This window comes from Ectopseudomonas oleovorans, assembly GCF_003052605.1.
In the GTDB taxonomy this organism is placed as follows: domain Bacteria; phylum Pseudomonadota; class Gammaproteobacteria; order Pseudomonadales; family Pseudomonadaceae; genus Aquipseudomonas; species Aquipseudomonas oleovorans_A.
Genome location: NZ_QASO01000142.1, coordinates 38,372 through 56,227 on the forward strand (window position 1 = coordinate 38,372; position 17,856 = coordinate 56,227).

Sequence of the window (17,856 nt, forward strand, 5' to 3'; positions counted from 1 at the left end):
TGTCTGGCATTCGCCCCGGGGCGGGGCTCCTACAGGGCAGGGCTTACTTGCGTGGAGGCAGCAGACGCGGCAGGCGGGCTTCGAGGCGGCGCTTGAGTTCGGCCTCGATCTGCGGCACGAAATCGTCGATCACGTCCTGCAGGATCAACTGGGCGGCGGCGCGCAGCTCGGCATTGAGGTGTTGCAGATCGCGGGCGCTGTCATGCAGGTATGGCTCGATGCGCTCGCGCAGCACGCTTGGCGCTGGCGTAGGCTGCGGTGCTGGTGTCGGTTTGGGCGTCGGCGTTGCATGGAAGGACGGTGGCGGGCCAGGTGGCGCGCTGACGATATCGGACAGCACCGGAATGCTGTCCGGGTCCAGCGAGTCGATCAGCAGCGGTGGTTCACTGCCGTTATCGCCCAGCAGCTCGCGAATCGACTCCAGGTCGTGCAGCAGTTGAGCAGGTTTTTGCGGAGGCTTGGGGGTGTCCATGATCATCGGTGCAGCGAGAAAAAGGGCTGGAGTGACTTGTGTTGTGAGCGTACACGGACACTAAAGTTCGACGCGTTGCGGATCATACCCGCGCTGGCGATAGGTACGGAAATTCTCGCGACAGGCGTTGAGCAGTTCAGGCTGCTGATTGACGATCTCGATAATGCGGGAAAAGCGCTCGACATGCGGCGACAGGCTGCTGCCGAGGTTGATCAGCACGCCCTGCTCGCTACTCGGCACTTCGTCGATGCCCAGCACCACGGGCGACAGCGGCGCATCGCGATGCAGATCATGAGGCACGAAACGTTCGGCTTTGAGCGTCCACAGCAGTTCGTCGAGTTCACCGCACTGCGCCTCGTCGCTACCGCGAACGAACACCGGCAGGCCGGCACTCCAGGCCTTGAGCGCCAGTTGGCAGGCGGCGCGCAAGCGGCCCGTGGCGTCGTTGGAGGAGAGAACGTAGAACTCGATTCTGGGCATCTGATGATTTTCGATGTTGAAGGGCGGCTGTAGGAGCGAGCTCTGCTCGCGAATCTTGGCAATACAAAAGCTTCGCGAGCAGAGCTCGCTCCTACGATATCCATCGTAGCCCGGACTATGTCCGGGCTACAGGCGCATCAGACCTTGGCGCGATCCAGCAGGTACTGGGTCAGCATCGGCACGGGACGGCCAGTGCCGCCCTTGTCCTTGCCGCCACTGATCCAGGCGGTGCCGGCGATATCCAGGTGCGCCCAATGGAAGTTCTTGGCGAAGCGCGACAGGAAGCAGCCGGCAGTGATGGTGCCGGCCTTGGGCCCGCCGATATTGGCGATGTCGGCGAAGGGGCTGTCCAGCTGCTCCTGGTACTCGTCGTACAGCGGCAGTTGCCAGGCGCGGTCGTCGGCACTTTCGCCAGCCTTGAGAATCTGCTTGATCAGCGCGTCGTTGTTGCCCATCAGGCCGGAGACGTTGCTGCCCAGGGCGACGATGCACGCACCGGTCAGCGTGGCGATGTCGATCACCGCCTGCGGCTTGAAGCGCTCTGCGTAGGTCAGGGTATCGCACAGCACCAGACGGCCTTCGGCGTCGGTGTTGAGGATCTCCACGGTCTGCCCGCTCATGGTGGTGACGATGTCGCCAGGGCGGGTGGCGCGGCCGCTGGGCATGTTCTCGGCGCAGGCCAGCAGGCACACCAGGTTGATCGGCAGTTGTAGCTCGAGCACGGCTTTCAGGGTACCGAACACGCTGGCGGCGCCGCACATGTCGTACTTCATCTCGTCCATGCCGGCGGCCGGCTTGATGCTGATGCCGCCGGTGTCGAAGGTGATGCCCTTGCCGACCAGGGCGAAGGGTTTGTCGTCCTTCTTACCGCCCTGGTAGTGCATGACGATCATGCGTGGCGGCTGCTCGCTGCCCTGAGCGACGGCGAGGAAGGCGCCGGCGCCGAGTTCCTTGAGTTTCTTCTCGTCGAGGATTTCCACCTTGAGGTTCTTGTAGGCCTTGCCCAGGGTCTTGGCTTCTTCGGCCAGGTAGCTGGGGTGGCAGAGGTTGGGCGGCAGGTTGCCCAGGTTCTTGGTGAAGGCGACACCCGCGGCGATGGCGCGGGCATGTTGCAGGCCGCGTTCGGCATCGGCCAGCTCGGCCTTGTCGACGACCAGGGTGATCTTCTTCAGGGCGCATGGGTCGGCTTTCTGGCTCTTGAACTGTTCGAACAGGTAGCTGCCGTCGGCCAGGGTTTCGATGATCAGACGAGTCTTGCCGTAGGTATCGCGGCCCTTGACCTTGAGCTCGTCGAGGGCGAGCAGGGCATCGCTGCCGCCCAGGCCCTTGAGTACGCCATGCACGCTTGCAACCAACTTGCGTAGTTGACGGTCGGATAGATCACCCTTGCCGCAGCCCACCAGCAATACACGCTCGGCCTTGAGTCCCGGTAGGCTGTGCAGCAGCAGGGTCTGGCCCGGCTTGCCGGCGATATCGCCACGCTTGAGCATGGCGCTCAGCGCACCGTTGCTGGCCAGGTCGACGGCCTTGGCCGCAATGCCGAGCTTGCGGCCTTCGCCGATGGCGACGACCAGGGTCGCGGTTTTCAGGGTTTCCGGGCGGGTGCTTTTGACGAGGAATTCCATAGTGAGCTGTCCCCAAGACAAAGAGTCGGGTTTGACGGATAATAGCCGCCATTTTTCGAGGGTCCACCCTGCGGTGGGCCGGCAAGTAGGTGCGGCTAGTGTGAGCGCTCGCGCCTGAGCCTGACAACCCTGGAGCGTCCGGTTTGATCGTCTTCCGTTATCTGTCCCGCGAAGTGCTGGTGACCCTCAGTGCGGTGAGTGCCGTGCTGCTGGTGATCATCATGAGCGGTCGTTTCATCAAGTATCTGGCCCAGGCCGCGCAGGGCGTACTCGACCCGGGCGTACTGTTTCTGATCATGGGTTACCGGATTCCCGGCTTTCTGCAACTGATCCTGCCGCTGGGCCTGTTCCTCGGTTTCCTGCTGGCCTACGGGCGCCTCTACCTGGACAGCGAAATGACCGTGCTGTCGGCCACTGGCGTCAGCCAGCAGCGCCTTACTGTTTACAGCATGGCACCGGCGCTGGTCGTCGCCCTGTTGGTCGCCTGGCTGAGCATGGGCCTGGCGCCGCAAGGCGTGGCCAGCGTGGCGCGCATCCTCAATGAGCAGGATGCCCTGACCGAACTCGATACCCTGGTGCCGGGGCGCTTTCAGTCGCTCAAGGATGGCTCGCGGGTGACCTATTCGCAGGAGCTGTCAGCGGATCGTAGCGAGCTGCGCGGCGTGTTCATGTCGGAGAAGCGCTTCGCCGCCGATGGTCGTACCGAGCGCGGTATCACCGTGCTGGTCGCCGAAAGTGGTCGTCAGGAAGTTCAGGCGGATGGCAGCCGTTATCTGATTCTGGAAAACGGCTATCGCTATGATGGCGAGCCGGGCGAGGCGGATTACCGTGCCATCCAGTACGACACCTATGGCGTGTTGCTGCCCAAGCCTGAAGTCGCCGTCGAAGCCAGTGAGCGCGAGGCCACACCGACTCGCGAGTTGTTCGGTAGCGACGATCCGCGCCTGCAGGCTGAATTGCAATGGCGCCTGTCGCTGCCGCTGCTGGTCTTCATCGTCACCTTGCTGGCGGTGCCGCTGTCGAAAGTCAATCCGCGTCAGGGGCGTTTCCTCAAGCTGCTGCCGGCGATTTTCCTCTATATGGCCTACCTCGGCATGCTGATCGCCGCCCGTGGCGCGCTGGACAAAGGCAGGCTGCCGCCGGCCCTGGGCTTATGGTGGGTGCATGGCATCTTCTTCGCTGTCGGCATGCTGTTGTTGTACTGGGAGCGTCTGAGTCTATGGTGGGCCAGTCGTCGTGCGCCGGTGGCGGAGGTGGCTCATGGCTAAGTTGGATCGCTACATCGGCACTCAGGTACTCTTCGCCATTCTGGCGGTACTGGGCATCATTCTCGGGCTGGCATTGCTGTTCGCCTTCATCGACGAGCTTAGCGACCTCAACAAGGGTGACTATGGCCTGGGTCAGGTGCTCTGGTACGTGTTGCTGACGGCGCCGCGTCGTGCCTATGAAATGCTGCCGATGGCGGCGCTGATCGGTTGCCTGATCGGCCTCGGTACGCTGGCCAGCAACAGTGAGCTGACCATCATGCGCGCCGCCGGTGTCTCCATCGGGCGTATCGTCTGGGCGGTGATGAAACCCATGCTGGTGCTGATGCTGGCCGGTATTCTGATCGGCGAATACGTCGCACCTCTGACCGAGAATCAGGCCCAGGCGGATCGCGCGTTGGCCCAGGGCGGTGGCGCGGCGCAAAGCTCCAAGCGTGGCATGTGGCATCGCCAGGGCCAGGAGTTCGTGCATATCAACGCCGTGCAGCCCTATGGCATCCTGCTGGGGGTGACGCGTTATCGCTTCGATGACGAGCGTCGTCTGCTCTCGGCCAGCTTCGCCCGTCGTGCCGAGTACCGGGACAGCCACTGGATGCTGCGCAATGTGCAGACCACCGTGCTGCATGAGGATCGCTCCGAGGTGATCAACCAGCCAGAAGAGCGCTGGGATATCGAGCTCAATCCGGAACTGCTCGGCACTGTCGTGATGGAGCCCGAGGCGCTGTCGGTCACCGGACTGTGGCAGTACATCCATTACCTGGGCGAGCAGGGGTTGAATAACGCGCGCTACTGGCTGGCATTTTGGACCAAGGTGCTGCAGCCACTGGTAACCGGCGCGCTGGTATTGATGGCGATTTCCTTCATCTTCGGCCCGCTGCGCTCGGTGACCTTGGGGCAGCGTGTGTTCACGGGGGTGCTGGTGGGTTTCATCTTCCGTATTGCCCAGGACCTGCTCGGCCCATCGAGCCTGGTGTTCGGTTTCTCGCCGCTGCTGGCGGTGCTGGTGCCGGCCGGTATCTGTGCGCTGGCCGGGGTGTGGTTGCTGCGGCGTGCCGGTTGAGCAGATTGTCGTGGGCATGAAAAGCCGGTTCGATGAACCGGCTTTTTTGCATCTGCGCCACTACTTCTTGTGAATGTTCTTCGGCAGTTGCACCACGCGGCTGTCGGAGTAGATGTCGTGCCAGGTGCGGCCCTGCTTGTCCCACAGCAGCCAGAGAAAGCCCAGGCCGGCAAACAGCCAGGAGCCAATGGCGACCACGAAGCGCAGCAGAGCCTGCCACAGGTCGATGGCGCTGCCGTCGGCGTTCTGAATGCGCAATCCCCAGGCCTGCATGCCCAGCGTCTGGCCATTGTGCGTCCAGAACTTGGCGAAGAAGGCGAACAGTGACAGCAGCACCAGGCTGGCAAGCAGCGGGTCGTTATCCAGTGCGCCAGCTTCGGACATGGCCATCAGCCTATCGCCGCCGTGGATCAGGCGCAAAATGCCCTGCTGATAGATCAGGGTGACCACCATGATCAATGCCACGCAGAGCAGAGAATCGTAGAAGAGGGCCGCCAGGCGACGAATCGGCCCTGCAGTGGGGAAGTCACCCTGCGGGCGTAACGGGTGTTTCGGCATGATGGGCTCGCTGAGACGAAAGTGCGCGCCATTCTAACCGCGACTTCTCTGTCGGCATAAAGATGTGCGCGGGCTATCTGTAACCTGGCGCTGCTGCGGGAAAGACAGGCAAAAAAAACCCCTGACAGTTATCAGGGGTTTTTCAAGGCGGCGGCGATTAGCCCAGGACTTGAACCTGGTCAGCCTGCATACCTTTTTGACCTTGCACAGCTACGAAGCTGACTTTCTGGCCTTCTTTCAGGCTCTTGAAGCCATTACCTTCGATCGCGCGGAAGTGCACGAACAGATCCGGACCGCTTTCGGGAGTGATAAAACCAAAACCTTTCTCGTCGTTAAACCACTTGACGGTACCGTTCTGACGATTCGACATGTCTTTTTCCTTGAAACTAGAGTTGATGACAGCCTCCACATAGATAGAGGGCTGAGACTGGTTGCAAGGAGTAATAGAAGTCGAGCGGGATGTAGCGGATCTTGATGATCTGCTGCACCAGAGTCACGATTCACAGCGACCCATGCAAACAGTGGGTTCACTCTACGCTAAGTTTTGCGCAAATGCCAACCCCTGCCGGCAAGGTCGCCGGCCAGGTTTTGCGGGGGCTGTCCGGGCGCAATACCGGTGTAGCAGTAAGCTGCCCGTGAGTGGCGTCCGGGTTGCTCGGACGCAAACGAAAAAGCCCGTAAGACCAATGTCTTACGGGCTTCTTGTATCGTGGTGCCCGGGGGAGACTCGAACATGTCTGGATATTCGGGGCTTTCAGGTGTCTTGATGGTTAAGGCATACAGGCTGGCATACACGCTGCCATCTGCTGGGGGTGTTTTGGGTGTTTTTTGAACAGTGCCAGCCAATGGTGAGGGCTGTCACAGTTCAACCCAGCCGTCTTCCATCTCCCTCAGTCGCTCGCCAGTGGCCTTGTCCGTCACCTTGGTTACAAACAGGTTGAGCATGCCGCCCTCTGCGGCTTCGTCGAACTCGCCAGACTCGATGTAGCGGACAGCGCTTTCAATGTCGGCGTCTTCACTAAGGCTTGCCAGCCATCGGCACGGCTCGCCTCTGGGGTGGCCGGGCGGTAGCACGGCCACCCGTGATAGGTCGTCAGTGCGCCATGCCATGTAGTGACCAGTTGACGCCTTCGCAAAGGTGGCGCGGTCGAACCACTTATCGGCCTTGGTGTCGCTCCCACTCATCAGGTAGGCCAGGCGTATGCGGTAGCCCTTGAAGATCGTGGCCATGGTCGCCGCACTCCTTTCTGGTCTGCGTGGATATTCGCCTATTAACCACGCGCCAGGATAGCCCCCAGCATGCCCATAAAGCGGGCGTCTGCTTGCTTGACTCGCTCCAACTTCCTGGCGAACGTTAGCCCGTGCATGCCTTTGGGCTTCTCTATCCGTTCCGCGCCAAGCATGAGCGGGCCTTCGTTGACTCCGACTGCCTTCCTCAGCAATAGCGAACGATCAAGCGCGGCGCTGGTCTTGCTGGCTTGCTGGCTCGCGTAGTTCAGACAGTGGCACTGCCTACAGGCGAACAGGTCGCGCAAGTACAGCCGGGCGACACGGCGACTACAGCATGGGCAAAGGAACCACGCCCGCGTGCCGCCGAGGTGACACGGCGTCCGGGCAATAGTGACGCGGTAGTCCCTCAGCTCGGCGCCGGTCGCGGTCGCAACCCGGTAGCGCAGTCGCAGGCAATCAGCGGCCACAACTTCAAAGCACACCTGCCCGGCCTGCTTGCCGCTGCGCAGCCATTGCCATGTTCCACGCCCACCTACTACCAGCACGCCAGCCCTGTGCAGGGATCGCACGTCCAGGTTCAGGCGAGTCTCTACCGTCCCTTTCTCCCGCTGCCTGCTCATTGCTAACCTAAATCAATTGGGAATCTCACCGTTCTTCAGCGGTTAGGATGGTTTCTTGCTGTCACTGAAAACCATCGGCAATCCGTTGCATCTCGGCCAACTCGGCCAGTGCTTCGGCGGTTAGTCGGGCCTTCGCCTCAAGGTAGCAAAGCTGTGATATGGCGTGCGCCTGGCGATTGATCAGCCTCTTCCGGGCTGCGCTCAGGGTCAGCGACTTGCGGCGTCGGGGTGGCATAAATCACTCCAGAATCAAATTGAACTGCAAGGTATCCAGCCGTGCCATGGAAGCCTCCAGGTGGAGTTGTTTAAGGGATCGCACGGCGGTGCGGGCAGTTGATGCAGCTTGCTCGGTAGCGCTTGCCCAGCGCGAACCACCACGAACCTCTTGCCATTCTTCGGACTGCTCGACTCTGGCGCGGGCTCGGTCTGCCTCGGTTATCTGCTCAGCCATCAGCCCCACAAGCCGCTCCACCGTAACGACACGCTGGCGCAGCCCGCAAAGCGCTACGGCGTCGCGCAAGCGCTGGCGCTCGGTGTCTGCCAGCATCAAAGCGTTCAGCTCGCGCAAGGCGGCATGATCCACGTCGCTGCGCTCCATGGTTTCGGTATTGCCCAGCAGGTAATCAATTGATACGTCATACAGGCGAGCACTGCGCTTGATGACCCAGATAGGAATCTGGGAAGAGTCTTTGCCGCCTTCGATCTTGGCGAGCTTGGAGCTATTGGAGTAACCAAGCTGTTTGGCGGCGTAAACCTGGCTCATACCGGCAAACTCGCGTGCTTCTCGCAGGCGAGCGCCTACAGCCTTTGCCAAAACGGCTTGTTCCTGGCGGGTTGGCAACTTTCCCAAGGAGGCGCAGCGAATACCGCTGTAGTCGTCAGGCATTGCCCGCTCCCGCTTGGGTGCCGCCTATAGAAAAGATCAGCGGACGTTTCTCGGCCAAAGCGATCAGCGCAACAATGGCGCCAACGTCACCGGCATCGGCAGCAGCGCGAAGCTCCAGCCAATAGCGGCGTAATTCACCAGCCCCCGGACAAGATCGAGGGCCACGGGTTACGGGTTTCTTCATGGATGGCTCCTTGGCTCGGGACAGGCGAGCCGTTTCGGCGGCTCGCCTTGTTCGTCAGGCTGCGCTGTTCGTTTCGGGGTAGACGTGGCGCACCAGCGCGGCGGAACTTTTCATCAGTGACGCGGTTTCGGTCATGAGCGCGGGCATGGCTTCATGCTCGTCCTTCAAGCGCCGAATATCGTCCAATGTCGGGCGGGCAGATGACTGGGCAATCTCCAGCGGGACGCCCTCATCAACCAACATGCGCACCTTGGTGTCGCGTGCCATTTCGGCCTGCTGAATTGCGCTCTGTAGCGTCTTGCACTTCGCGCCGTGATCCAGGTTTTTCCGTACTTGTGCCGAACGGGCGTCATGCAGGCGGGCATCCTCGCGCAGTCGCGCCTTGCCGGCTCGGAGCGCCTCCTTTGCCTTCGTGCTGATATCCAGGCGACAAGTAACGTCTGCCAGCTCGGCACGGGCTGCGGCCAGCGCGTCACGCTCGCTACCGTGCTGCTGAACAGCCGCAACCCATTGCGCAGCGGTGTCGATTCGGAGCATTTGCAGGGTGGTCTGTTGAATGCGGTTGGTGATCGATGTGAACTCGTCGGGGCAAGCCGTTGCCAGGTCTACCCGTTGGGCGTCGGCCAAAAGTTGCTGTGGATCGGTGCTCATGGTCTTCCCTTGTTGGTGGTGTGAACGGCGCCGGCATTCAGCTCGGCATGGATTTGATTTGCCTGCCGAGTCAAGCGCTGGCGTTGCGGCAGTGAGGCAGTACGGGGCGCGGTATGGGCCTCGGGTGATTGACGGGGTTCATGGTGGCGAAGGTAAGCGGGGCCGCTTCTGTGGATTTTCCAACTTAAGGCGAATTAAGCCGATTTAGGCTCTTTTAATGGCTCACAGGAAAGGGGCGGCTCCATTGGTTCGTTGTCGTATTGATCGCGCAGGGTTACGCCATTGGCGCAGTAGCGGCCAGCCGGCGCATAGCAGGCGCGGCAGGCCATCAGGTGGTTTATGTATCGGTCACGGCGCTGGCGCCATTCAGGCGTTGCCGTGGCGGCAGTGAGGATAAACCCGCGTTGCTCGCCATCGAGAGCGCTCTGAGGTGCTGGCGCCGGGGTTGGTGGTGGTGGTGGTGCGACGGTCACCAGGGCGGGGCGGTCAGGGTGGCCACCAGCGGGCTGCGAGTCCATACGCTCGAACAGGTCGGCAAGTAGGCGACTCATGCGCTCGCCCTCTTGCTCAGATACACGTCTATATACGTCTGAATTTTCGCGGGAACGGTGGGAATGTGGGAAAAGCCAGTAACCATGCGGGTTACAGGCCGGGGAACTGTTCCCAACTTGTTTTGGAGTGGGAACAAACCAGCGTATTCAGGAATAAGAGAGGCTGCTTTTATACTCACAACATGAAGTGTGTTCCCACTGTTCTCACTTCTCTTTATAGAGCGGGAACGCTTGCAGGCCGCGCCATTGCTGGCCGTTCCCGCCGTTCCCACCGTTCCCACAGATTTCAGGTTCCTGTATGCGTGTAGTTGCTCATTCATGGGGCGCCCCTTCGCCGGCCAGGCGCTCGGGGTCGATCACATACAGGTTGACGGAGCCGCCACCAGGCAGACGATATTTCTTGGTGTAGCGCTTGGCGTCAGTGTCGCGCTTGGCGAGCGCCCCGGCGGTGTCCAGGGCTTTGCCGATGCGCGTCAGGCCAAAGCCGGTGGCGGCCTCTTGCAAGCCTGAACGATTGAACAGGTAGAGGCGGCGTTGCTGGTCAATCTTCCAATACCCGGCGCGGTCACGAACGATGCCGGTCGAATCACTCGCGTCCAGGTCAGAGAACCGACTATCGCCATGGCGCTCGATAAAGCTGGCGATGCTGCCCAGGATTTGCCGGTCTTCGGCGTTGCCGCTGCCGACACGTTCCAGCCATTCGCGGTACAGGGTCAGGCTGTCGGCCAGGCTGGCGCCTACCGGCCAGGGCAGCAGGCCGTAGGCAATGGCCATCTCACCAGCCAGGGCAATGACTGCGAAGCGATCCGCCACGCGGCCAGCTTGGGCGTTATCGACAATGAACCGGGCGCGCACCTTGGCGAAGTCTTCCAGCAGGCCGGCGCGGTCGTCTCCAGCCGTCAGCCGCTCAACGAATGCCGTGCCCAGGTGGCCATAGTTCTGCCCTGCCGCCACTGTCAGGGCGCGGTGGAAGTCTTCGCCGGTCATGCCGTGCAGATCATCGAAGGCGCGGTACTCCCGCGTGCCGGCGTCCACGTCCACCATGCGCAGCTCGGCGCCAGCATGGGCCGGGTTGCCGGCAATGGCGGCGTGCTCCGATAGCGAGCGCTCGCCACTGGAAAGGGTCAGCAGGCGCCAGGACAGTTTGGCGCGGCCCTCTCGTTCGCGGGTCATGGTGCCTTTACCCTGGCCGTTCGCCAGCGCGTATGCCATTTCTTGCACCTGCTTGGGGTTGGCTCGCTTGATTTCGTCCAGCGGTAGCAGGGTGTCGTTACGCCCTGCCGCTTCAATCTCAAGCCCGCCTTTGCTCATATCCCAACTGGCAGCGAATACCCCAGGGTTGCCCCAGGCTGAGGCGCCGACCAACTGCGCCAGTGACTTGCCGCTGGAGCTGTCGCCTATCAGGTGGACGCCGCCACCATTCACCCCCACCAGGCTCAGCAGCGGGCCAGCCAGCGCGCAGCCTATGGCCAGGGTAAGGACTGGGTTGCCCACGCAATACGCAGCTACCTGGCTCTGCCACGCCTCAAGCGAGCCGCCAACCGTGTACAGGTTCAGCGCTCGCCCGCTGCTCTGGTAGCGCACACCTTCGCCACCAATCACGCGCCCCGGCAGGACGAAAGCCCCGGACTCGTGCCAGCCTGGCCGGTTGGTGGTGGCCACGGTCTGGCGCGGCTCCTGCTCCAGCAGGTACTCCATGAAGGCGCAGCGCTTGCGCTGGCTGATTACCGCGCCCATGGCGAACAGGGTTCGGCGGGCGTCCTCGCCACTGCCGCCGAACACCTCCATAGGCATAACCCATTCGCGCATACCTCCATGCGTCACCAGGCGCAGCAGTCGGCCCTCGCTACCATCGTCGCTGTTCAGGGTGCGCGCCTCAACAAATACCGGCGAAGCGATCCATTCATCCACCAATGCCGGCTGCTTGTCCTCGTCGTCGCCCTCGGTCGCGCCCTTGGTGGTGTGGCGATAAACACCAGGCTTAAGGCGGCGCCCCTTCTCGTTTTGCACCCACGATTCGTACACCCCCCAACATGGGCGCTCGGGATTGATGGTCGGCGGCTCTGGCTTGCTGGCCAGGGCGACCATGGGCTTTGCAGGTTCGGGCTTGCTCATTGTTGGGACTCCAGCCATTGGCGCAGGTCGTTGTAGTCGGAAAGGTTCGGCGGCGCGTCGTCCGGCCACTCGGGGAACACCACTTGCCCACCGACCGCCACAGCGGCGGCATTGGCTGCGGTGCGGCCTGGATTGCCCTCGGTCTGGCGGTCGTCGTCGCCGGCGAAGATAAACACGGCTTCCGGGTGGCGGCGTTGCAGGTGGCGACCAGCCTCCAGCAGATTGCCGGCATTCATTGCGCAGGCGACCGGGTGGCCCGTTTCAGCGTGAAGCGTGGCGCCGGTTGCCCAGCCTTCGCAGACGTACAGCGGTTGGCCTGGCTCCAGTGTGCCGATGGGCGAATAGCAGCCCTTTACCCGTCCACCAGAAAGGAATCGCTTTTGCCCATCGGCGCCGATGCGTTGCAGGTTCACCAGCTCCCCGCCGTGGTACAGCGGCACCAGCAGCACGTCACCCTGCTGGCGCAGGTTGTACGGGCGGCAGCCCTTGGCGGTCAGGTAGGGGTGGCCCGGATCGGCGCGGCGGGCGTCGCGCCACAGCCGGGCGGCGTACTCGGCGGCGGCTTGCTGGCGCTGGTGCTGGTCGGCTTCGCGCTGGCGCCTGGCCTGCTCGATGCGCTGGCGCACCTGCTCGGCCTCCAGCGGGTTGGCCGGCTCCCGGCTGCTCCAGGTGTGCGAGGCGCCAGCCTTCCAACTGCCGAAACAGCCCGAGGCGATACCGTCGGGATACAGCACATACCAGCCGTTTTGCGTGCCGGCCTTGTCGCCTGGCACATGGAAGCGGCGCAGGGTGCCGTCAGGCACGGGCACCCACTCAAGCGGGCCATAGCTGGCTTGCATAGCGTCGCGGAACTGAAACACGGGGTCAGTCATGCCTCACCCCCTGGCGATCCATGAAGGCGCGGACGGTGCGCCCGTGGGCCTCGGCACGGATGCGGGTCAGGTCATCCATGCAATCGTGCGGGCGCGCCTCTACCACGGCGCCAGCGCTGCGGATGGCGATCAGCCCCAACTCTGCATCGGCCTGGCTCAGGAACGGGCCGAACAGCGGGCGGGGCGCCTTCGGGTGGGTGACGAAATACAGGGTTTCGGCTTTCTCCAGGCAAGCCGAACCCATCGGCGCATGGGCGCCGTTTTTCGTATGCATGGTGGTTACTCCTGCTTGGCGGTTGGCCAGAAGCCGGTGGCGGCCAGGAAAGCGTGGCCGGGATGCTCGGCTTCGCGTACCTCGATCACCTGGCGCTTGATGGCGTGCGTTTGCTGCTCGGCCTGCTCATGCTCAGTCGGGCGCAGATCGACACGAACTATGCAGACCAGGGCGGCGGGCAGTGCGTCGCGGATCATGCCGGCCAGCTCAAGCGCCAGCCCGCCGATGGTCAGCGGTGGCAGTTCGCGGCGGCGTCCGTTGCTTGGGTGGCAGACGGTGACAACATGCCCGAGGGTGGTTGCAGTGCTTTGCAGGCGGTCGCCTTGCTCGATGGCGAGGGGGATAAGGTCACGCATGGTCGGCCTCCGTCGCGTAGTCGAGTTGGGCAGCCAGTTCGGCGGCTTGTTCTGCCAGGTATTCGCGCCAGTCGGTCGCAGCGTTAAGGCCCAGGTCTGAAAGGTGACGGGTATCCATTAGCCCGCTGCGGATACCCTCGCTCAGCTCAGCGAATGCTGCCGGGTAGGCTTTGCGGATGGCGCGCAGGGTGGCGGCGAGCATGTCCAGATGCTCGCAGGTGGCCGTCAGCAGATCGATGGCATCCTGTGCCACGTTGGCGGCGGTTGGGGCTTGGCTCATTGCACACCCCCTACGGCTTCCAGTGCTGCCAGGCTCTGGCAGGCAGCGCGGTAGCTGGCAGCGAAGGCCAGCACGGCGTCACCTTGGCAAACGCGCCACATGCCGCCAACAGGGCGAATCTGCAAGGCGCCGGCATTAGCACGGGCCTCGATTTCACGGGCACGGGCCATGGCTGCGTCGTAGCGAGCCAGGCGGACGGACAGGGACGAATCAGAACGCAGCGCGGCGAAGGCGCGGGCCTTCCAGGCGGCGGCATGGGTGGACGGATTGCGGGTGGTTTGCATGGGTGGTGCTCCTTTTGCTGGGGAGCTACCGGAATCACTTCCACATGATTGGCGGTAGCTGCGTACGGGTGTGGAAGGCCGGGGCAAAAGGAACCCGGCAGGGCCGAAGCCCTCCCGCACGCAGCCACCAAGACACGAGACGGCGGGCACAAAAAAAGCGCCTGCTGTCGAACGGTGGCGCTTGTGCGCCTTCTGCTTTCTGGGGCTTCCACACCCACTGGCCGCCATGTGGGCGACGGACACACCATAGCGCCGGGGCAGGCGAAGTGCAAGCGCGTTCATTGCATTACCTCCGGGGCTTCATGGGTGGGGCAGTGCATGGCGTCTAGCGCTTTGTTGATGGTTTCGCGCCCAACTCCCTTAGATCGGATGATCGTGGCCATAGCCAGGAACGCAGCGAAGACGACTACCTCGGTCGGTACGCCTTTGCTGTCGGCATAGCCAACGATGGCGGGCAGTAGGTCGTCCAGCAGAAAGGCGGAATGATCTTCAGCGCGGTGGCTGTTGTGGATGTTCATACGGCAGCCCTCCTGCTTTTGCGGCACAGCATATGCAGCACCAGCCGGGCGCGGCGGTGCTCGCTTTCCGGCAGGCTGTAGCGGGTGACGGTGCAAGGTGCGCCCCAGTTGTTCGGAACTCGCTCTTGCTGGCGCTGGAAGGTCAGGCAATGGGTGTTCGCCAGCACGGCGATGGTGGACGGCAAACAGTGGTCGCCAATACGCTCGGCCTCAAAACGGTTGATGCTGGTGCCGCTCAGCAGGTGCGCCAGTACGCGGGCAATCTTGCTCGGCGCGTTGCGCATAAGTGCGTCGGGAGAGCGGGAGAGGGGGCCGGCGATCATGCCGCGTCCCTCGCTACGATCTTTGCTTTCAGCCAGGCATCTACCTCGGCAAGGTCGTAGTAGACGGCGGCTTGGCGGGTCGTTCCGTCCTTGATTGGCTTCGGGAAGGTCGGGTCTTTCTTGCGTAGGTTGAAAAAGCCGCTGTGGGACAGGTCAAGGCGTTCGCGCAGGGCTTTTTGACGAATGCGGCCACTCTGGTGAAGTGTGAACATGGGTGAATACCTCTATAGAGAGTTCACGCAACATTATTCACATCAATTTGAAGAGATCAGCCACCGCCTACGCCGATGCTAATTCTTTGCGCCATGCTGGCACCCAATTTCTCTGAATTGTGTCAGCCAAGCAGTTGTGTTTTTGGGCCATCTCCTCGCAAAAGCTGGCCAACTCACCGCGCTTGGCTCTGCGTTGGTGCAGGCCGGCACTTATCCAGGCCTGGCGCACGGTGCCCTTCCCTTTGTTGGTCATGGTGTCGCCTGCTTTTCTTTTTTCTGCTTTCAGCGCTTTATCTGCGTTATGGATCAAGCCATCAGGGAGCCAGCCACATTGCTCCTTGACTCTGCTCGGCTTCGTCGTTTGAGCGAGTGCGCTTAGCGCCTTGATCCAGTCTACGGCCTTCGATTCCAGTTGGTAGAACAGCCAAAGCAGGCTGACGGCATCCAGGCCGGTCACCTCTTTAAGCAGTTCGGCATGGCGCCCGAAAGCCTCCGCGGATAGCTCGCCTTCGGAAGTGACTTGCCCCCAGGTCACTCCCCCAAGAAACGCATCGGAAAGCATCTGGATGGTTTCACTCCGGCCCTTGTTCTGCTGTATGCGCTCTTCTATGACGTTATCGAGCATGGCTAGCATGTGGCCTCGGCGTTGCTCAACCTCATCGGGCTGGCATTGCTGAAGCTCTGCGCGAAGGCGCATCAGGCACGCAAAACTGTCTTTCGGTGGGTTTCTGCTCATGCTTGCTTCAACTCCACCACATTGCCAACGGCCAGCGCGTCAAGGTGATCGGCGTACCACTGCATCATGGTTCGGCGTTGCTCCAGGTACTGAGCTTTGTTGTAAACGCCTTTCACGCCTTCCTCCTTGTGTGCCAGTTGGGCGTCGATGTGCTGGCTCGGCCAATCGTGTTCGTTTAACAGGGTGCTGGCGGTGTGGCGGGTGCCGTGGCCAACCAAGCGGCCTTTGTAGCCAACGCCGGCATACACCTTGCAGATAGTGTTCTCACTAATGACGGGGTTCTTGGGGCCGATGCCAGGGAACAGCCAGCGGCTGTGGCCGGTGAGGCGATGAAGGTCGCGCAGCGCAGCAACGGCCTGTGCAGGTAAAGGGCTGGCGTAGTCACGATCCATCTTCATCTTGCCGGACGGCACTGACCAGATGGCGGCGTCAAGGTCGAACTCCGACCATTCTGCGAAGCGCAGCATGCCAGGGCGCACGGCCAGCCACAGGCAGAGCCAGGCAGCAGTGCGCGCAGGGATTCGGCTGGTGGTGGTTCGTAGTGCGCGCAGGAAGCCCGGCAGCTCATGTTCCAGTAAGTGGGGCTGTTGGCGAGTAGCGGGAGCTGGCGCGGCGATTTCGTCCAGGCGGCTGGCTGGATCGTTCTCCGTCAAGCCCTTGCCTATTGCGTGGCCAAATATCTGGTTGACCCAGCCACGCACCTTTTTGGCTACGTTGTGAGCGCCTCGCGCCTCAATAGATGCCTGCAAGGTTGCGCAGTCGCTGCGGGTTATCTCGTCAAGCTGCTTGTTACCCAGGACGGGCAAGATGTCCTTGTCGAGGTAGGTTCTGGCCTTGTCTAGGGTGGATTGCTCAAGCCCCTTGGCCTGCTGGCGCTGATACCAATCCTCGGCAGCAGCCCTGAAAGTGCGGGTAGCGACCTGCTCGGCCCGTTCTTTGGCGGCGCGCTTCTGTTCTAGAGGGTCAATTCCTCGGCTGAGTTGTTCTCGGTTGCTTCTGGCTTTCTTGCGTGCCAGTTCGCCGCCCACCTCGGGATAAGCGCCCATGCCTAGCCATGACCACTTGCCGGCGGCGTTTTTGTAGCGCAATTCCCAGGACTTACTGCCATTGGGCTTGACGCGAAAGTACAGCCCTCCGCCGTCGTGTTCGCGGTAAGCCTTGGACTCTGGCTCAAGGGTTGCAAGCACGGTATCGGCCAGAGGGCGGCGTTTGATGCTAGAGCGTTTCATTTCTTGTATGCCAAAGTTCGAGATTTGGCCGAGCATACAAGTTGGCATACACGGTGATCAATGCTTTGCGTGAACATGCGTGAACATACATAAACAAGAAAGCCCGCACAGGGCGGGCTTTCAAGGGTGTTTTCGGTCATGCCTGAACATGCAAAAACATGTATGTGGTGCCCCGGGGGAGACTCGAACTCCCACTCCTTTCGAAAACGGATTTTGAATCCGCCGCGTCTACCGATTCCGCCACCGGGGCACGATGGCGGCGAAGTATAGGGATGCGTCTGGCGCCGGTCAATCGGCGTTGCTGTTGTTCTCTGGTCAATGCTGAGTCCGTCTGCGTGCAAGCCGTTGTCATCGGGCGCGGCGGTGTTGTTACGGTTTGCCGGCCCTTGGCGGCGAGCGTGATGGCTATGGCCTGTAATTCATGCTCGCACTGGATGAGCGCTTGCCAGAACAGTTGCAAGCCAGTCGTCCCTTGCCGCCGCTGCGCACGCAGAAGCTGTTTCGCGAGGGGGCGCTGCAGATTGAGTGTTGCGTGAGCAAGCACTGGCGCCGTGATGCCGGGCAGGGTGAGGTGTCGTTGTGGACGGTGCCGGTGCTCGAGGCCGAGGAGATGCTGGTTTTCGCGCCAGGCAGGCGTTTTGCCTATCAACGGCTGCAGAATTTGCGTGGGCGTTCGATCGCGACCGTGCGTGGTTATGGCTACGTCGGCAGTGAGTATTTCCAGCGTCACGATGGTGCCGATGTGCAGGCGCTGATTCACCTGGTCGCGCAGGGGCGTAGCGAGGTCGGCATTCTGGATCGTCTGGAATGGCGCTACCTGCAGCATGAGCATGCGATGTTGCAGGGGGCTCGTTGGCAGGTAGAGGAGGGGCCGACGATCAATCGCTCTCAGTTGCGTCTGCGCCTGCATCAGCAGCAGGCGAACAGGTTGGCGGCCTTTAATGCTGCGATCCGTTCTCTGCAGGCCGATGGCACCCTGGCGCGTATCGTTGCCCGCTATGCCCCGCAGGCTCACGTGGCCGGGCCAGTGGAAATCCGGTAAGCTCTGCGACCCTGCAAAAATGCCCCCTCCGAA

General features: G+C 62.0%; 25 protein-coding genes and 1 tRNA gene. 3 read left to right on the forward strand and 23 right to left on the reverse strand.

What is annotated here, in order from left to right; translation table 11 throughout:
- Positions 1 to 43: 43 nt before the first annotated feature.
- The 3 genes from DBO86_RS25435 to DBO86_RS25445 form a co-directional block, all read right to left on the reverse strand.
- A complete protein-coding gene (locus DBO86_RS25435) occupies positions 44 to 472 on the reverse strand; it encodes a DNA polymerase III subunit chi (protein ID WP_108235251.1) in 429 nt (142 codons plus the stop codon).
- A gap of 60 nt (positions 473 to 532) precedes the next feature.
- Positions 533 to 952, reverse strand: coding sequence for a DNA polymerase III subunit chi (locus DBO86_RS25440; RefSeq protein ID WP_108235214.1), 420 nt, complete (start codon positions 950 to 952; stop codon positions 533 to 535).
- A gap of 137 nt (positions 953 to 1,089) precedes the next feature.
- A complete protein-coding gene (locus tag DBO86_RS25445; protein WP_108235215.1) occupies positions 1,090 to 2,577 on the reverse strand; it encodes a leucyl aminopeptidase in 1,488 nt (495 codons plus the stop codon).
- Between the two features lie 143 nt (positions 2,578 to 2,720).
- On the opposite strand from DBO86_RS25445, the gene lptF reads away from it, so the two are divergent.
- Positions 2,721 to 3,845 (forward strand): LPS export ABC transporter permease LptF, encoded by a 1,125-nt coding sequence (gene lptF / locus DBO86_RS25450; RefSeq protein WP_108235216.1) that lies wholly within the window; start codon positions 2,721 to 2,723, stop codon positions 3,843 to 3,845.
- Entirely contained in the window at positions 3,838 to 4,902 is a 1,065-nt protein-coding gene (gene lptG / locus DBO86_RS25455) for an LPS export ABC transporter permease LptG (protein ID WP_108235217.1), read from the forward strand. Before lptF ends, lptG begins: the two co-directional genes overlap by 8 nt.
- Before the next feature lie 60 nt (positions 4,903 to 4,962).
- On the opposite strand, the gene DBO86_RS25460 is transcribed toward lptG, so the two are convergent.
- From DBO86_RS25460 to DBO86_RS25555, 20 genes are all read right to left on the reverse strand, one after another.
- On the reverse strand, positions 4,963 to 5,460 hold the full coding sequence (locus DBO86_RS25460; protein WP_003459663.1) for an RDD family protein: 498 nt from the start codon (positions 5,458 to 5,460) through the stop codon (positions 4,963 to 4,965).
- Positions 5,461 to 5,617: 157 nt separating this feature from the next.
- Positions 5,618 to 5,830, reverse strand: a complete 213-nt coding sequence (locus DBO86_RS25465; protein WP_003459665.1) for a cold-shock protein — start codon at positions 5,828 to 5,830, stop codon at positions 5,618 to 5,620.
- A gap of 488 nt (positions 5,831 to 6,318) precedes the next feature.
- On the reverse strand, positions 6,319 to 6,690 hold the full coding sequence (locus DBO86_RS25470; protein WP_108235218.1) for a hypothetical protein: 372 nt from the start codon (positions 6,688 to 6,690) through the stop codon (positions 6,319 to 6,321).
- Between the two features lie 681 nt (positions 6,691 to 7,371).
- Complete coding sequence (locus DBO86_RS26150) at positions 7,372 to 7,545, reverse strand: hypothetical protein (protein ID WP_167399162.1); 174 nt, start codon at positions 7,543 to 7,545, stop codon at positions 7,372 to 7,374.
- Between the two features lie 3 nt (positions 7,546 to 7,548).
- Complete coding sequence (locus DBO86_RS25480; protein ID WP_108235220.1) at positions 7,549 to 8,196, reverse strand: helix-turn-helix domain-containing protein; 648 nt, start codon at positions 8,194 to 8,196, stop codon at positions 7,549 to 7,551.
- Entirely contained in the window at positions 8,189 to 8,380 is a 192-nt protein-coding gene (locus DBO86_RS25485; protein WP_108235221.1) for a hypothetical protein, read from the reverse strand. Before DBO86_RS25485 ends, DBO86_RS25480 begins: the two co-directional genes overlap by 8 nt.
- A 54-nt stretch (positions 8,381 to 8,434) precedes the next feature.
- Complete coding sequence (locus tag DBO86_RS25490; protein ID WP_108235222.1) at positions 8,435 to 9,031, reverse strand: hypothetical protein; 597 nt, start codon at positions 9,029 to 9,031, stop codon at positions 8,435 to 8,437.
- A gap of 194 nt (positions 9,032 to 9,225) precedes the next feature.
- Positions 9,226 to 9,582 (reverse strand): hypothetical protein, encoded by a 357-nt coding sequence (locus tag DBO86_RS26995; protein WP_244185621.1) that lies wholly within the window; start codon positions 9,580 to 9,582, stop codon positions 9,226 to 9,228.
- A 312-nt stretch (positions 9,583 to 9,894) separates the two neighbouring features.
- Positions 9,895 to 11,697, reverse strand: coding sequence for a DUF927 domain-containing protein (locus DBO86_RS25500; RefSeq protein WP_108235223.1), 1,803 nt, complete (start codon positions 11,695 to 11,697; stop codon positions 9,895 to 9,897).
- Positions 11,694 to 12,569 carry a toprim domain-containing protein gene (locus DBO86_RS25505; protein WP_108235224.1) on the reverse strand — a complete coding sequence of 292 codons (876 nt, stop codon included), beginning with the start codon at positions 12,567 to 12,569 and terminating at the stop codon, positions 11,694 to 11,696. The genes DBO86_RS25500 and DBO86_RS25505 overlap by 4 nt, the downstream gene beginning before the upstream one ends.
- Positions 12,562 to 12,843 (reverse strand): hypothetical protein, encoded by a 282-nt coding sequence (locus DBO86_RS25510; RefSeq protein ID WP_108235225.1) that lies wholly within the window; start codon positions 12,841 to 12,843, stop codon positions 12,562 to 12,564. Before DBO86_RS25510 ends, DBO86_RS25505 begins: the two co-directional genes overlap by 8 nt.
- 5 nt (positions 12,844 to 12,848) lie before the next feature.
- Complete coding sequence (locus DBO86_RS25515) at positions 12,849 to 13,199, reverse strand: hypothetical protein (protein WP_108235226.1); 351 nt, start codon at positions 13,197 to 13,199, stop codon at positions 12,849 to 12,851.
- A complete protein-coding gene (locus DBO86_RS25520; protein ID WP_108235227.1) occupies positions 13,192 to 13,479 on the reverse strand; it encodes a hypothetical protein in 288 nt (95 codons plus the stop codon). Before DBO86_RS25520 ends, DBO86_RS25515 begins: the two co-directional genes overlap by 8 nt.
- A complete protein-coding gene (locus tag DBO86_RS25525; RefSeq protein WP_108235228.1) occupies positions 13,476 to 13,763 on the reverse strand; it encodes a hypothetical protein in 288 nt (95 codons plus the stop codon). Before DBO86_RS25525 ends, DBO86_RS25520 begins: the two co-directional genes overlap by 4 nt.
- 278 nt (positions 13,764 to 14,041) lie before the next feature.
- On the reverse strand, positions 14,042 to 14,281 hold the full coding sequence (locus DBO86_RS25530; protein WP_108235229.1) for a hypothetical protein: 240 nt from the start codon (positions 14,279 to 14,281) through the stop codon (positions 14,042 to 14,044).
- A complete protein-coding gene (locus DBO86_RS25535) occupies positions 14,278 to 14,604 on the reverse strand; it encodes a hypothetical protein (RefSeq protein ID WP_108235230.1) in 327 nt (108 codons plus the stop codon). The genes DBO86_RS25530 and DBO86_RS25535 overlap by 4 nt, the downstream gene beginning before the upstream one ends.
- Positions 14,601 to 14,816 carry a helix-turn-helix transcriptional regulator gene (locus tag DBO86_RS25540; protein ID WP_108235231.1) on the reverse strand — a complete coding sequence of 72 codons (216 nt, stop codon included), beginning with the start codon at positions 14,814 to 14,816 and terminating at the stop codon, positions 14,601 to 14,603. The genes DBO86_RS25535 and DBO86_RS25540 overlap by 4 nt, the downstream gene beginning before the upstream one ends.
- Before the next feature lie 67 nt (positions 14,817 to 14,883).
- Positions 14,884 to 15,552, reverse strand: coding sequence for a hypothetical protein (locus DBO86_RS25545; protein WP_108235232.1), 669 nt, complete (start codon positions 15,550 to 15,552; stop codon positions 14,884 to 14,886).
- The gene (locus DBO86_RS25550; RefSeq protein ID WP_108235233.1) at positions 15,549 to 16,781 is read right to left on the reverse strand and encodes a tyrosine-type recombinase/integrase; all 1,233 of its coding nucleotides are present in this window, start codon (positions 16,779 to 16,781) and stop codon (positions 15,549 to 15,551) included. The genes DBO86_RS25545 and DBO86_RS25550 overlap by 4 nt, the downstream gene beginning before the upstream one ends.
- Positions 16,782 to 16,946: 165 nt before the next feature.
- Positions 16,947 to 17,031, reverse strand: a tRNA-Leu gene (locus DBO86_RS25555).
- A gap of 171 nt (positions 17,032 to 17,202) precedes the next feature.
- Between DBO86_RS25555 and DBO86_RS25560 the strand changes: the two genes are divergently transcribed.
- Complete coding sequence (locus DBO86_RS25560; protein WP_074859264.1) at positions 17,203 to 17,823, forward strand: substrate-binding periplasmic protein; 621 nt, start codon at positions 17,203 to 17,205, stop codon at positions 17,821 to 17,823.
- Positions 17,824 to 17,856 lie beyond the last annotated feature (33 nt).

Coding starts and splice junctions, on each gene's coding strand:
- DBO86_RS25485 (WP_108235221.1), bottom strand. CDS start 8,380: ATGAAGAAACCCGTAACCCGTGGCCCTCGATCTTGTCCGGGGGCTGGT.
- DBO86_RS25505 (WP_108235224.1), bottom strand. CDS start 12,569: ATGACTGACCCCGTGTTTCAGTTCCGCGACGCTATGCAAGCCAGCTAT.
- DBO86_RS25435 (WP_108235251.1), bottom strand. CDS start 472: ATGGACACCCCCAAGCCTCCGCAAAAACCTGCTCAACTGCTGCACGAC.
- lptG (WP_108235217.1), top strand. CDS start 3,838: ATGGCTAAGTTGGATCGCTACATCGGCACTCAGGTACTCTTCGCCATT.
- DBO86_RS25545 (WP_108235232.1), bottom strand. CDS start 15,552: ATGAGCAGAAACCCACCGAAAGACAGTTTTGCGTGCCTGATGCGCCTT.
- DBO86_RS25490 (WP_108235222.1), bottom strand. CDS start 9,031: ATGAGCACCGATCCACAGCAACTTTTGGCCGACGCCCAACGGGTAGAC.
- DBO86_RS25500 (WP_108235223.1), bottom strand. CDS start 11,697: ATGAGCAAGCCCGAACCTGCAAAGCCCATGGTCGCCCTGGCCAGCAAG.
- DBO86_RS25530 (WP_108235229.1), bottom strand. CDS start 14,281: ATGAACATCCACAACAGCCACCGCGCTGAAGATCATTCCGCCTTTCTG.
- DBO86_RS25560 (WP_074859264.1), top strand. CDS start 17,203: ATGCTCGCACTGGATGAGCGCTTGCCAGAACAGTTGCAAGCCAGTCGT.
- DBO86_RS25465 (WP_003459665.1), bottom strand. CDS start 5,830: ATGTCGAATCGTCAGAACGGTACCGTCAAGTGGTTTAACGACGAGAAA.
- DBO86_RS25480 (WP_108235220.1), bottom strand. CDS start 8,196: ATGCCTGACGACTACAGCGGTATTCGCTGCGCCTCCTTGGGAAAGTTG.
- DBO86_RS26995 (WP_244185621.1), bottom strand. CDS start 9,582: ATGAGTCGCCTACTTGCCGACCTGTTCGAGCGTATGGACTCGCAGCCC.
- DBO86_RS26150 (WP_167399162.1), bottom strand. CDS start 7,545: ATGCCACCCCGACGCCGCAAGTCGCTGACCCTGAGCGCAGCCCGGAAG.
- DBO86_RS25445 (WP_108235215.1), bottom strand. CDS start 2,577: ATGGAATTCCTCGTCAAAAGCACCCGCCCGGAAACCCTGAAAACCGCG.
- DBO86_RS25540 (WP_108235231.1), bottom strand. CDS start 14,816: ATGTTCACACTTCACCAGAGTGGCCGCATTCGTCAAAAAGCCCTGCGC.
- DBO86_RS25515 (WP_108235226.1), bottom strand. CDS start 13,199: ATGCGTGACCTTATCCCCCTCGCCATCGAGCAAGGCGACCGCCTGCAA.
- DBO86_RS25470 (WP_108235218.1), bottom strand. CDS start 6,690: ATGGCCACGATCTTCAAGGGCTACCGCATACGCCTGGCCTACCTGATG.
- DBO86_RS25520 (WP_108235227.1), bottom strand. CDS start 13,479: ATGAGCCAAGCCCCAACCGCCGCCAACGTGGCACAGGATGCCATCGAT.
- DBO86_RS25535 (WP_108235230.1), bottom strand. CDS start 14,604: ATGATCGCCGGCCCCCTCTCCCGCTCTCCCGACGCACTTATGCGCAAC.
- DBO86_RS25460 (WP_003459663.1), bottom strand. CDS start 5,460: ATGCCGAAACACCCGTTACGCCCGCAGGGTGACTTCCCCACTGCAGGG.
- DBO86_RS25440 (WP_108235214.1), bottom strand. CDS start 952: ATGCCCAGAATCGAGTTCTACGTTCTCTCCTCCAACGACGCCACGGGC.
- DBO86_RS25525 (WP_108235228.1), bottom strand. CDS start 13,763: ATGCAAACCACCCGCAATCCGTCCACCCATGCCGCCGCCTGGAAGGCC.
- DBO86_RS25550 (WP_108235233.1), bottom strand. CDS start 16,781: ATGAAACGCTCTAGCATCAAACGCCGCCCTCTGGCCGATACCGTGCTT.
- DBO86_RS25510 (WP_108235225.1), bottom strand. CDS start 12,843: ATGCATACGAAAAACGGCGCCCATGCGCCGATGGGTTCGGCTTGCCTG.